General features: G+C 51.7%; 13 protein-coding genes. 1 reads left to right on the top strand and 12 read right to left on the bottom strand.

Annotation, left to right across the window (positions count from 1 at the left end; genetic code table 11):
- Positions 1 to 55 precede the first annotated feature (55 nt).
- The 11 genes from GN278_04805 to ugpC form a co-directional block, all read right to left on the bottom strand.
- The gene (locus tag GN278_04805) at positions 56 to 1,021 is read right to left on the bottom strand and encodes a cupin domain-containing protein (GenBank protein XAT60193.1); all 966 of its coding nucleotides are present in this window, start codon (positions 1,019 to 1,021) and stop codon (positions 56 to 58) included.
- Between the two features lie 64 nt (positions 1,022 to 1,085).
- Entirely contained in the window at positions 1,086 to 2,054 is a 969-nt protein-coding gene (locus tag GN278_04810) for a nuclear transport factor 2 family protein (protein ID XAT60194.1), read from the bottom strand.
- The gene (locus tag GN278_04815; GenBank protein XAT60195.1) at positions 2,051 to 3,070 is read right to left on the bottom strand and encodes a substrate-binding domain-containing protein; all 1,020 of its coding nucleotides are present in this window, start codon (positions 3,068 to 3,070) and stop codon (positions 2,051 to 2,053) included. Before GN278_04815 ends, GN278_04810 begins: the two co-directional genes overlap by 4 nt.
- On the bottom strand, positions 3,067 to 3,831 hold the full coding sequence (locus GN278_04820; protein XAT60196.1) for an SDR family oxidoreductase: 765 nt from the start codon (positions 3,829 to 3,831) through the stop codon (positions 3,067 to 3,069). The genes GN278_04815 and GN278_04820 overlap by 4 nt, the downstream gene beginning before the upstream one ends.
- Complete coding sequence (locus tag GN278_04825; GenBank protein XAT62547.1) at positions 3,828 to 4,844, bottom strand: polyketide cyclase; 1,017 nt, start codon at positions 4,842 to 4,844, stop codon at positions 3,828 to 3,830. The genes GN278_04820 and GN278_04825 overlap by 4 nt, the downstream gene beginning before the upstream one ends.
- Positions 4,845 to 4,900: 56 nt before the next feature.
- A complete protein-coding gene (hisD, locus tag GN278_04830) occupies positions 4,901 to 6,211 on the bottom strand; it encodes a histidinol dehydrogenase (GenBank protein XAT60197.1) in 1,311 nt (436 codons plus the stop codon).
- A 10-nt stretch (positions 6,212 to 6,221) separates the two neighbouring features.
- Complete coding sequence (locus tag GN278_04835; protein XAT60198.1) at positions 6,222 to 6,752, bottom strand: polyketide cyclase; 531 nt, start codon at positions 6,750 to 6,752, stop codon at positions 6,222 to 6,224.
- A 79-nt stretch (positions 6,753 to 6,831) separates the two neighbouring features.
- Positions 6,832 to 7,716: an ABC transporter permease subunit gene (locus GN278_04840; GenBank protein ID XAT60199.1), complete on the bottom strand. Its 885-nt coding sequence runs from the start codon at positions 7,714 to 7,716 to the stop codon at positions 6,832 to 6,834.
- Positions 7,716 to 8,744, bottom strand: a complete 1,029-nt coding sequence (locus tag GN278_04845; GenBank protein ID XAT60200.1) for an ABC transporter permease subunit — start codon at positions 8,742 to 8,744, stop codon at positions 7,716 to 7,718. Before GN278_04845 ends, GN278_04840 begins: the two co-directional genes overlap by 1 nt.
- 75 nt (positions 8,745 to 8,819) lie before the next feature.
- Positions 8,820 to 10,049 carry an extracellular solute-binding protein gene (locus tag GN278_04850; protein XAT60201.1) on the bottom strand — a complete coding sequence of 410 codons (1,230 nt, stop codon included), beginning with the start codon at positions 10,047 to 10,049 and terminating at the stop codon, positions 8,820 to 8,822.
- 75 nt (positions 10,050 to 10,124) lie between these two features.
- The gene (gene ugpC, locus GN278_04855) at positions 10,125 to 11,174 is read right to left on the bottom strand and encodes a sn-glycerol-3-phosphate ABC transporter ATP-binding protein UgpC (GenBank protein XAT60202.1); all 1,050 of its coding nucleotides are present in this window, start codon (positions 11,172 to 11,174) and stop codon (positions 10,125 to 10,127) included.
- 181 nt (positions 11,175 to 11,355) lie between these two features.
- Here ugpC and GN278_04860 point away from each other — a divergent pair, with 181 nt between their 5' ends.
- Positions 11,356 to 12,363: a nuclear transport factor 2 family protein gene (locus GN278_04860; GenBank protein ID XAT60203.1), complete on the top strand. Its 1,008-nt coding sequence runs from the start codon at positions 11,356 to 11,358 to the stop codon at positions 12,361 to 12,363.
- Positions 12,364 to 12,707: 344 nt separating this feature from the next.
- Here GN278_04860 and GN278_04865 read toward each other — a convergent pair whose 3' ends face one another.
- The gene (locus tag GN278_04865) at positions 12,708 to 13,019 is read right to left on the bottom strand and encodes an antibiotic biosynthesis monooxygenase (protein ID XAT60204.1); all 312 of its coding nucleotides are present in this window, start codon (positions 13,017 to 13,019) and stop codon (positions 12,708 to 12,710) included.
- Between the last annotated feature and the right edge of the window lie 20 nt (positions 13,020 to 13,039).

The following is a 13,039-nucleotide window of genomic DNA, read 5'->3' on the forward strand; positions in this document are numbered from 1 at the left end:
TTTCGGCGTTAATGTTTGCCGAATTTCTATGTGGCCAACGCCTTTTCAATTAAACTTATCCGGTCCAGGTGGCCCCCGCGGAATCATTGGTGGTTTGCACCCGATAAAGGCTTGCCTCGCCGGTCATTGCAGGGGCAAGCCCATATGCCTCACCCGGGTGCAGCAAACAGGTGTCGCCCGGATTAAGCGTGGCCGCGCCGCCCTGCCATTCAAGCGACCAATGGCCACGCACTGGCATCAATACGGTCGGCTGGCTCGGGCTTGTGATCTGCGGTGTTATTGATCCTCTGGTCAAGAACTCCACGTCAAAGCCGGGACGGTCCCGAAGCAGCGCGTCGCTGCCAATCACCTTGGCAGGTGTGTCCCGTGCCAATGCCATAAGGTCCCAATAGCGGGCCACATAATCGGGCACCACATTTTCAACCGCCACTTCGGGAAAAGCGGCTAGCTCATCATCGCTAAGCAGTGGCATTGGGTCGATGCCATCAGGCAAGCTTTGCCCCTGTTTGCTATCATATAGTTTTCCATTTTCGCCCAGAACCAAACCGTGATCTTTGGCGTCTTCAATCACCTGTGGTGCCCAGATTACCCCGCCGCCGGCATCATCACCGCCCAATATGGCCATGATCATTCCGTAATCTGTGCCGATATTTTCAAAGCCGCGGAACATACCGGTTGGAATATTGAAAATATCACCTTCCTCTAGCATCACCTCACCGGCGGTGCCCCAGCGCCCCCAGAAAAACCGCCAGCGGCCTTTGAGCACGAAAAACACCTCGGCGGTGCGATGCGAATGAAGACTGTTGCGGCATTTGGGGGGTTGGCCTGCCGCACCGATATTAAAACCGATCTGGTCGGAGATATGGACATGCTGGTCAGGGCTTTCCGAGACCCCGCCGCCAATGATGGTAAAGTTTTCTTTCTGATCGGAGCCGGGCGTATGGGCATCGATAAATGCAGTTTTGCAAGGCTTCAGCTCTCCATACCGGATAATGCGTTGTTCAATGCTTTTTTGGGCCATTATGCTCCCTTTCACTTCTGTGGTTTCGTGCGTTGTGGCATACCCCCGCCGGATGATTTGGTAATTAACCGCTTTGGATAAAGATTTGTTTCCAGATCGATACAGGATCAAAAAGAGTATATTCTCGGCGTAGGCCGTAGGGGCCAAATTCAGCGTGTGTAAATCCCATAACGTAGACCTCGGCGCCTGTTGGTTGGCCAAACATGCCCCAACCGTCATGTGTGCCGCTTAGGCTCCAACGCAGGGCGGCGCGTGGTGACAGCAGTGGATCCTCGCGCCCAATCTGATGCTCAATTTTAAACGTAGCGGTTGGAAAGGATGCACGAAGTCCCATCCATAGGGCTTCTGTGTCGGCCCATGAATGAACCGTTGTAGAACCCGGGTGTTCGCAATGCACGGCGCGATCATATTCGGCGCGGATGACTGAAAAATCTTTCTCCATCATACGTGTTAGAATATCGCTGAGCCTAGCGCCCCATGCATTATCATTGCCGCGGCCTGTATAAGGACCCGCCACATCATTTTTAGGGCTGAAGGGCTGCACACAGTTTTCTGGCCCGCCTTCACGCTCGATCAGGTCGCGGGCAAACTGCTTGGGATCCATGCCCAGCTGTTTGACAAGCCCAGCCGTGTCGCGGATTAACCACTCGTCATTGATCTGATTATTGATCGCAGCGCAATCGGCGATGGCGCGGATCACAAACCGTTTGCCTGTTGGGGGGCCAAAATATCCGCCGCCGGTGTGGGTGCCCATTGTAAGCAGCCGATGCGAAGATAAAAAACCAGTTGCGTCATCCCCCGACCAGATCACATCCTCGCCTGTCAGTTGGCGGTCGGGAAACTCTGCCAATGTCGCAAGCGTGCCGTTGATGGTGTGCTGATTGCCAATCGAAATACCCTCAGGAAAACGCATCGGAATATGGTCACTGTAATAGTGGTTTAATGTTCCAATCCCACGGTTTTCCCATATTTCGTGGGTAATGCCGAGAATGTAATCGGGCAGATCGCTCCACTGCTGTGAAAATCCTTTCATCTTTTCCATCCTTCTGGTACCCGGGCCGATCCGCGAACGATCAACGGCCCGTCAATTTTAACCTTGCGCGGCTGCGTGCTGGCATCCGCAATTTGACCCAATAAGATATTAACCGTTTCTGCCACCATTCGGTTGACCGACTGTCGCACCGTGGTCAAATCAAACGCTGGCCACGCTGCGGCAGGCACATCATCGTAGCCCACAACCGAGACATCATCGGGTACATTCAAACCCAATTCAGACCGAAGCGTATCCATCACCGCGATCGCCATGTGGTCATTGGCGACGAAAACTGCATCTGGCGGGTCTGAGGCAAACATCCGCCGCGTGGCTTCACGGGCCTCTTCCATCTTGAAATTGCCCACTTCGCGGCAGTGCAGTTTGGCACCTGCATCCTGAAGCGCGGCCAAGAACCCGGCTTCGCGGTCGCGCTGGGTTGACGCACCTTCCCAGCCAGCACAAAATCCGATCTTTCTGTGACCCCCTGCAATTAGAAATTCAGCCACTTTGCGGCCGCCGGCAAAGTTATCCGATGTTACGGCGGACATTGTGGGGACATCTTGTGAACGGTTGAAAAGCACCATAGGTACGCCGGCGGCGCGGCAGCGTTCGGAAAGTTCGGATGATAGGGCAACCGAAGCGGCAATTATGCCATCCACCTGATAGTCGAGGATTTCCTCAACCACGTTGTCAATATCACCAGCGGTCTGCGCTGCCATAAACATCAGCACGTGATAACCCTGTTCCTGAAGACTGTTTGAAAGCCGCTCAAGTGCTTCGGGATAAAATTGATTTTCAAGGTAAGCCACCACCAAGCCGATGATCCGGCTTTTGCCGGATACCATGGCGCGGGCCAGTGAATTGGGCCTATAGCCAAGCTCGTTCGCTGCTTTTTTGACACGTTCTACAGTGCTCGGCGACGCGGATGCACCGGGGGTAAAGACACGGCTTACGGCTGATTGGGACACGCCTGCGCGTAGGGCAACCTCGGCCGATGTGATCCGCGCATTGCTCATTCTGCTGTCCATCCGCCGTCAATCATAAGGGCCGATCCGGTGACCAGAGCCGCGGCATCAGAGGCAAGGTAGACCACTGCGCCCATGATATCTTTGACTTCTCCCACGCGGCCTAGTTTGATCTTGTTTTCAATCCAGGCCCGTTTGTCCGGTTGCTCAAAAGTCGCCTTTGTCAGATCGGTCAGGATGAAGGTGGGGCATATGGTGTTGACGCGGATATTGGCTTTGCCCCATTCGATGGCGAACGCTTTGGTAAAACCTTCCACCGCGTGTTTGGTGGCGCAGTATACCGCGCGTTCTGGCCCGCCCACATGGGCCATTTGACTTGAAATGTTGATCAAGCTTCCCGGCAGCCCGGCTGCCAGCAATCCTTTGGCCACCGCTTGGGTTAAAAAATACGCGCCGCGAATGTTGAGGTTTGACACGGCGTCAAAATCGCCTGCTACAGTCTCACTGGCTTTGCTATGACGTGCCAGACCGGCAGAGTTGACCAAAATATCAAAAGGTCCATTTTCGGCAACTGCTGCCGCTGTTGCTTCAATATCGGTCACATCAAGTTCAAGCACCTGCGCTTTGCGCCCCTCGGCTGCCAACTTAGTGGCAAGATCTTTGAGCAAGTCACCGCGCCGTGCCGCAAGAGTAACCTCTGCGCCATATTCTGCAAGCGCCGCAGCGCAGGCCAAACCTATGCCGGATGAAGCCCCCGTCACCAAAGCGCGTTTTTGTGATAAATCAAACGAGGGCGTGCGCGGCAAACTCATGACAAACCTTCACTCAGTGATAAGGGGTCAGGCGATCTGGCTTTGTTGAACTCGCGCATACGCGCCAAAACGTCTACACCAAGCTGGGTAAAGGTATTCAGGACGTCAATTTGTACCCAGTTCTCTCGAATGCGGCCCTTTTCCAGCCGCCAGAAATCAAGGCTGCGCAAGGTAATCTCGGTGCCGGCGGGGGCAATGCCCATCCACCCATCATGGGTTAATTTCATCCGCATATTGGGCCAGCCCGTTTCGCAAACATAATCCCCTTCGGCAATATAATGAGATAACAAATCGTACATCTCTTCTGCTGCATACCGATCACCGGCCGGGTCTACTTTTCTATCCGGCATAGCCCGCAAGAAGGGGATTTGATGCCAATGTCGAAATCCGGCAATACCGCGCCCTGTGCCGATACCAGCCGGTCCATACCAGTTAAAGCGCGGATGCCAAAATTTATCAAGTTGCATAACTTTAGGGTCTGGATTTTCTGGATAACGGCACAGCGCGGACTCCATATCCTTGATGCGCTCAAGGCTTGCGGTGCCGTCCCCATAGGCCGTCAGCCCATCACCTGTCATTGGTCCTGGCGTGCATAAATAGGCGCCAAGTTGTGGTGCCATGGGCCAGGCATTGGCCAGCATCATCAATTCGGGAATATCCCAGATCAAGTGAATCTCTGTCACCTTGCCATTGGCGATACGAAAAAACTCATGATAGCGCATATGGGCCAGATGCGCATTGGGCGGAATATCAAGGAAGGGGGCCAGAAACGTTCCCATATAATTGCCCATGGCGCCGAGCCAGTCCTCGCCCTGCGGCGTCGTACCAGCCAAAACGATAAGCTCGCGCCGCTCAAGATCAGGCATGGCTTTCAGCAGGGGCGCATAGACAGTTTTATAAAACGCGTCTGGGCCAGACATTTCGCCAAACGGATGACACATGCGGATTTTGACATCTGCCGAGCAAAGTTCGGATAGAGCGCTGCGAACAGGGGCCTCTGAAAAATCGGCCATGGCTTTGCGTAGAGGCAATAGCAGTGATTTAAGTTGCTGTGAGACGCTCACTTTACTCATTCGGCGGCGGCTCCATAGGCCACGTTCTTGCCGCCATACCTGCGCACCCGAATATTACACTGCTCGGCATGACCGACAAAGCCTTCCAGCATACACAGCCGGCTGCCATATTCGCCAATTTTTGTTGCAGCTTCATCGCTATCAATTCTTTGATAACTATGGGTTTTAAGAAACTTGCCGACCCAAAGACCGCCCGTATAGCGGCCAGCTTTTTTGGTGGGAAGCGTATGGTTGGTGCCAATAACTTTATCGCCATTGGCCACATTGGTCCGCGGCCCAAGGAACAGCGCCCCGTAGCTGTGCATATTTTCAAGATACCATGCATCCCGATCCGTCATGATCTGTACGTGCTCATAAGCCATGTCATTGGCCACCTTGAGCATTTCCTCATGGGTATCACACAGGATCACATCGCCATAATCGCGCCAGCTTACGCTGGCAGTTTCTGCGGTCGGCAATATATCCAGCAGGCGGTCAACTTCGGCCAGTGTTTCTGTTGCAAGCCGGCGTGAGTTGGTAATCAGGCAGGCGGGCGAGTTATAGCCGTGTTCTGCCTGTCCCAACAGATCGGTAGCGCAGAGCTCGGCATCAACTGTTTCATCCGCGATGACCATGGTCTCGGTTGGACCAGCGAAGAGGTCGATCCCGACGCGTCCGTAAAGCTGTCGCTTTGCCTCGGCGACAAAGGCATTGCCCGGCCCCACAAGCATATGCACCGGATCAATGGTTTCAGTGCCTAAAGCCATGGCGGCCACGGCTTGGATGCCGCCTATGACGTAAATTTCATGCGCTCCGCCTAAATGCATTGCGGCCACAATGGCGGGGTGGGGGGCGCCGTCCACAGGCGGCGCTGATGCAATGATCCGCGGCACGCCGGCCACCGATGCGGTTAAAACCGACATATGCGCCGAAGCCACCATGGGAAATTTGCCGCCCGGAACATAACAACCGACCGACTGCACTGGAATATTACGATGACCAAGGATCACGCCGGGCAGTGTTTCCACCTCAATATCCTGCATGCTGGCCCGCTGGGCCTGTGCAAACCGGCGAATCTGATCCTGGGCAAATTTAATGTCCTGCATGTCGCTGGCTGATACTTTTTGTATCGCTGCCTCAATCTCGCTTGGTGACAAGTGAAAACTATCGGGGCTATAGCCATCAAACTTTTCTGAAAGAGCCCGCACCGCAATGTCGCCGCGTGCCTCTACATCCTCAAGTGTAGCCTCTACCACGCTACGCACTTTTGCATCTTCTTGGGCTATTTCACTGTCGGACTTAGACTGCTTTAAAATTTCTATTGCCATTGCTCTTTCCTTACTTACCCGGTTGCGGGGGTGTTCGTTTGCCGAGATCAAACGCTTCCCAGCCCTCACCGTTAAACACATCATGCCCTAGCTGTGCGAGAACATGAGGAAAATCGACCATGACCCAATTATCGGTTATCTTGCCGTTTTCCACTTTCCAGAAGTCCATATAGCGGATTTCTACTTTCTTCCCGCTTGCTGCAACGCCCATAAATTCACCCGAATGGACGGCTTCCTGACGGCCAAAAGCGGCCGCCCACTCGCCCATGTAGACACGGGCCTCATCAATGCAGACCTTATCGGAAAACGCCGCTTGGAACGGCTTTTGCCAATTTTCCTGAAATTCTTTCAAGCCGTTTTTGGTGCCGCAGCCCGCATTGCCCATCCAGCGGAAGCTCTGGGCAAAGAATTCCCCAATATTTGCGATCCGGTGGTCGTTAAGGCCATCGACCATGCCCTCGATCACAGCGCGGGTTTCATCCGTCTTTGACAGGTCCGTGCCACGTGACAGAACGGCCTGTTCTGGGCGTGATCCGATCATTTTGATCCCTTTAAATACTTTGATTGACAGAAGGCAAAGGATCCGCAGAGGGAGCGTAAAAAATAGCAGCTCAACGACATCATCCTTTCACCGCACCCGCGGTAAGTCCGCTGACAATTTGGCGCTGGAAGAGCATCACCAAGATAAACACGGGCACCATGGCCGAGACCACAGAGGCCACAGCGAACATCACATTGCCTTCCGTATATGTGGTGCCCAGGAATGCTGCGATTTGCGGCACCATGGTGCGATTTTCTTCTGACAACAGCATCGCTGTGACAATAAAGTCGTTGTAGGCAAGCAAAAAGCTAAACAGGCCGGTGGTAATGACGCCGGGCCACATCACCGGTATGATCACATTCCAGAACGCTTGAAACTGCGAACAGCCATCGACTTTGGCACTTTCATCAAGCTCTTTCGGGATGCTTTGAAAAAATGAGTGCAGCATCCACAGCGTAAAAGGTTGGTTGATCGCCACCAGAACAATAATTGTGGTCGAAAGCCTGCCCCACAGGTTCCATTCAAAAAACGGCAGCATGTAGCCGGCAACAAGGGTAATCGGAGGCATGGCGCGAAAGATCAGAGCCGTAATCAAAAGGAAAAATGTATAGCGGTAACTTGAACGCGACAGGGCATAGGCCCCCAAAGTACCGATGGTAAGTGAGGTGCAAACCACAAAAAAACAGATGATGAATGTGTTGATCACATTGCGCCAGAATTCTTCTTGAACCCATGCGCCTTGGTATCCGGCATCGGTAAAAGCACTGCCGTATTCTGCGTTGGTGCGTTCACCAGTCAGCGCATAGGTCCAGTCGGCAATGGAAAAGAAATCTAGCTCAACCTTGAAGCTGCCCCAGACTGTCCAGACAAACGGAAATGCTGCCATGAGCAGCCAGAGGCCTGCAAATATATATATGATCAGTTTTAGCCCGATGGGTCTTCTTTGTGCGAAGCTGGCCATGATTACGTCTTCCCTTTGAAGTCGCGCCAGGTGCGTACAAGAACCGGTGACAAAAGGATTGCCACGCCCAGAATTGTAAGCACAGAGGTTGAAGCTGCAGAGGAAAGCTGACGCGTTTCGCCCTGTAGATCGTTATAGATAAAGTAACTCAAACTTTGGGCATGCGCCGCTGCTTGGAATGCAATGATCGGTTCGAACACTTTGAAATTATCCATCAGCTGGATCAATGTAACAAAGGTGATCAAGGGCAACAAATGCGGTACAACTACATAGCGCACCTGTTGAAAGCGGGTTGCGCCGTCAATTTGCGCAGCTTCGATTTGATCCTGTGGAAGGGTTTGCAATCCGGCATAGAAAATGACAAATGCGAATGGCGCTGCGTGCCATATCCCCCAGACGATCAAGGCAATCCACATAAGCCCGGTTGAGGCTTTCAGAGACAGATCTGGATCGGCGACCAGCCATTGGATGGCCTTACCCAATATACCCCGGCTGTCGATCATCCAATAAAGCACCAGCCCGCCAATGATCGGCGTAACAACAAACGGTAAGAGAGAGAAGAATATCGCCAGCCCGCGCAAACTTTTATGCAGCGCGTTTACGGTCAGCGCAATCAATAGGCCAAGCAAAATTACACAGGGAGTGACGAATATAATGAAAGTTAGTGTGAAGCCCATCGCGCGGTAAAATGGCAAATTACTAAGCTGGTTAACGAACGTGCCCCAACTCTCTGATTTTGCCCAAGCCTCGCGCATTTCACCGGTGGCAAGATGGCCACGATCAAGAAAAATATCAAGTCCGACAAACCGGCCCAGTGGCTTCGCTTCGCGTAATTGCCGTGTGGCGTCCTGATCTACGGTGGTTTCCGTGGTGCATCCAACCAATGGTGTGCATGTTTCTACCTCGACCAAAACGGCAGGGTGGGGCGCATAAATAGACTGGAAAACCACCGACACGATCGGAAGGGCTATGAATAAAACCATTGCCGCCGCAGTTGGTAGAAAGAACCAGAAAAAAGTGCTGTGTCGCATGGACGCTCATTCCGAAATCGAGGTCTAAGTTAATTGAAAGCCCGGGGGCGGTGATCGTCCCCGGGCTTTGGGTTTTTAGTTCAAAAACCCTTTTTCTTTGGCCGCTGCCACATAGGCGGCTTCAACATCTGCAAGCGCCTGTTCTGCAGACTCTTTACCTTGCATAAAGTCTGACAGTTCATTGCCAAGCGCCGAGTGCAAAAGACCCATGTAAGGCAACATTGGGTAGGGTGGTGTGCCCATTTTGGCCGCTTCAAAAACACCAATGGCCGCATCAGTTGGCTGATAGCCGTCAATCAACCATACTGCTTGGGTTCTGATTGCTTCATCTTCCATTTTTGCTGGGCGAATTGCATTCATCAATGCGATGAATGTGGCTTCTGCTTCTGCATCGCTGATATTTTTCGCGACGGTCCAGCCATCCCACCATAATGTTGAAGCTGGCGTTGAGCCGCCGCCCACAGTCATCGGGCCTGCGATTGCATGGCCATTTTTAACCGCGTCTGTAACACCCTCTGCTGTGGTTTGAGATGCAGCTCTTGATCCCCACATGTTCAGCAGCGCGATGTTGCCGGCGCGGTATTCCGCGTTTGTCGCGTTAGAATCATGGGTCAGGAAGTCTGGGTTCATGTAGGTGGACAACGCTTTCATCATCTCAAGCGTTTGCACACCTGCTGCGTTATTCACATTTGGCTCTGCTGTGCCGGCTTTGAAATGTGATCCGCCATAGCCCAGGAACATATTGTTAAATTCTTGTGCCAGGTTCCAACCTGAGGCATATGCACCACCGATCGGGTTGTCCAAGATGCCCTGATCGCGGATCATTTGGGCCGCTGCGAGCATATCCTCATAGGTTGAGGGCGGCTGAACGCCAATTTGATCAAGAATATCGCTGCGATACATCAAGTGCTGTGCGTTTGCCATGAAGGCTACAGCCATGACTTTTCCGCCAATTTTGATCAATTGGCTAGATTGCAGATCCTGACCGTGTTTGGCAACCAGATCATCCAGCGGCCGGATGACATCTTCGTTCATCAAGGCCACAATCGAGGAATTGGCGACAACTGCAGAAGTATACTCTGCCGGATTGCCCTGCATTCCCGGAACGTTCAAGCTTTGATGCTCGCTCGTAAGGTTGGTCGCGACCTCTGCGCCGCTACATTCTTGAGCTCCAGCCCCAACAGTTTGGATGGCTGGAAATTCGTTGCCTACAATACTGACGCGAGCAGAAATCTCGCAAGCAGTAGCAGCCGAGCCGGCCATCACTGCTATAGTGCTCACAAGAGCTACTTTCTTTAGAAACATACTGTCTCTCCCTGTTTGCGGGTGCGACACCTCACCGTCACCCGGTTGCTCCGCTTTCGCGGTTCTAAAAGGGGATTATTCCCCAATGCGTGCCCCTGTTTCAGAATTGAACAGGTGACATACGTCTGATGAAATTTTGAATGAAACTGGATCATCGATCCGTGCTCGATAATTTTTCTCGGCCTTTACAGCCACCAAAGACCCGCCGATGCGAACGGATACCATTGTCGCATCGCCAAGCAGTTCCTGAGTGTAGATCCGGGCATTTATGTCGCCGTCTTCACTGACAACCTGTGCATCCTCGGCTCTGAAACCCAAAGTGGTTTTGCCATCTGGCGCAGACAGGCCTGAAATTTCTGTATTCTCTGCCTTGAAGACGCCATTTGACATTTCACCATCGATCAAATTCATAGCTGGGTTGCCGATGAAACTGGCAACAAAGCTGTTGGCAGGTCTGTCATATATCTCTGTGGGCGATCCCACCTGCTGGACGATACCTTTTTCCATCACCACCACCCGGTCGGCCAAGGTCATGGCCTCGATCTGGTCATGGGTGACGTAAATTGTGGTCACTGCCAGTTCATGGCTTAGGTTTTTGATCTGCGCTCGCGTTGAAACCCGCAGCTTGGCATCCAAGTTTGACAGCGGTTCATCCATCAAAAACACATTTGGTTCCCGCACGATGGCCCGTGCAAGGGCAACCCTCTGGCGTTGACCGCCTGACAATTCAGCAGGTTTGCGGTGTAAAAAGTCGTTCAGCTCGACCATCTCTGCAGCATGACGCACTTTGGCATCGTGAGTGCTGCGGTCAATACCGCGTACTTTCAGCGGAAAGCGTATGTTTTCATACACGTTCATATTTGGATAAAGCGCATAGCTTTGGAATACCATGGAAACATCGCGGTCTTTTGGCTCTAGATCATTGATCACTTTTCCATCAATCATGATCTCGCCCTCTGTGGCGTCTTCTAATCCGGCAATCATGCGCATCGTGGTCGTTTTTCCACAGCCAGAAGGGCCCAAAAGCACCAAAAATTCGCGGTCAGAAATAGTGAGGTTAAAGTTGTCCACGGCCACAAAGGACCCCCAGCGCTTGCCAACATTGCGCAGTTGAATTTCCGCCATATGGACTCCCTAAATCCCGATTGCATACGTTTGCAACTTTAGCGTGGCCGAGAAAGTTACTTTAAGCAAGAGTTTTTTTGCATACGTATGCAAAATAGTGTTTACTGGATCGCAGCTAGAGTGCTAAGGCGGTAGGAAAGCCAAATAATGGTAAGCACCTGTGCAACAATGGAAAAAGGCAATGATGTTTCAATCTGAAAAGCAAATTGTACGGGATTTCTATGGCGCCTTGGAAAATGCTGAGGGTTCCGAAATTGATAGCATAATGGGTCAATTTTGTGCCCCTGATCTGCTGTGGCGTGGTTTTCACCCTTTTAATGAGATTCGCGGATGCGCCGAAGTTGGTGCGCATTTCTGGGAGCCTTTACGCCGCAGCCTTGCGCATTTGCAACGCCGGATGGATATTTTCATGGCAGGGGAAAATGAACTTACCGGGCATGAAGGGGTTTGGGTTGTCTCCATGGGGCATCTTATGGGGCTTTTTGATGAAGCTTGGCTGGGCATTCCGCCCACGGGTAAAATGGCACTATTGCGCTATTGCGAGTTTAGCAAAGTCGAGAACGGAATGATCACTGAAGCTGCTATGTTCTTCGATATACCGCATTTGATGATGCAGGCAGGGTTGCAGCCGTTTCCACCACAAACTGCAGCACATTTGGTACAGCCTGGTCCGATGAACCATGATGGGTTGCTGTTTGACCCCCAAGACCCGGTCGAGGGCGAACGAACAAAAGATGCTATTGAATTCATGATCAATGACATCAAAACATGGCGCAATGGAGAAGAAGAACCGTTGGTGGATGAGCTCCGGCGCAGTTGGAACGAGGATATGCTTTGGTGGGGCCCAGCAGGTATCGGCGCCACCTATACGATTGAACGCTACGCCCAGCAGCATTCTGGTCCGTTTCGCGCAGGGTTTAAAAACCGGACGTTTAATGGCCATTTATGCCGTGTTGCCGAAGGACATTTTGGTGGCTTTTTCGGTTGGCCCAACTTAACCCTGATCCCGACTGGCGGGTTTATGGGCATGCCGGCAAGCGAAACCCCCGGTGATATGCGCGTGATTGATATGTATCGCCGCGACGGTGATAAGCTCACCGAAAATTGGATTTTCATCGACCTTCTGCATTTTTGGAACATGCAGGGTATAGATATTCTTAAACGAATGGCCCAGCTTCAGCGTAGTTAATTCCTCGATCCGAGAGAGCTGCTCGGAATTAAAATTAAGCTTCGCAATTTTGCCTATATTACAGACAAGAAGTAAAAACCCCTAAAAAGGGAATACAAAAATTATAGGAAAGGCCGTTAAATTAAGTCAAAGAGGAACTCAATCAAGTTGAACTTGTGATCCTGTGCTGCCGAAGAAAGCTAAATTTAACGGAGATCCGGATGTCTGTTTTTATAAGGGCGGGCCACTTCAAAAGGGAAAGATCGGCTTGAACCTGCATTTTTAGGATTTTGCTACCCTTCCGATAGTAGATGTCTGCTGGCATATAGCTTTGTAAACTCTCATGGTAGCGTGTCTAACTTGGTTTAAACAATATGCTGAATTGTATTAAAGCCTTCAAAGTTTGGTGAACCTTCATATAATTTCACCCTTTGCCCGGCGCCTTTGTGAGCGGCGCGAAATGCTTCGCTTTTGGTCCAGTTTAAAAACGCTTTTTCCGACGCCCAAACTGTGTGCGAAGCATAGAGCACTGTCCCGTCTATTTCAGATCCTTTGAGCATGCGAAATTCAACAAACCCCTCTAAATCTTTGAGATAGCTATCTCTTGAAAGCCATAAATCTTCAAAGGCTTTTGTATTTTCGCGCTTCACTCGAAAGCGGTTCATAGCAATGTACATTCTATTTTCCCTCAATTTAT

The organism is Rhodobacteraceae bacterium Araon29, from assembly GCA_039640505.1.
GTDB lineage: Bacteria > Pseudomonadota > Alphaproteobacteria > Rhodobacterales > Rhodobacteraceae > CABZJG01.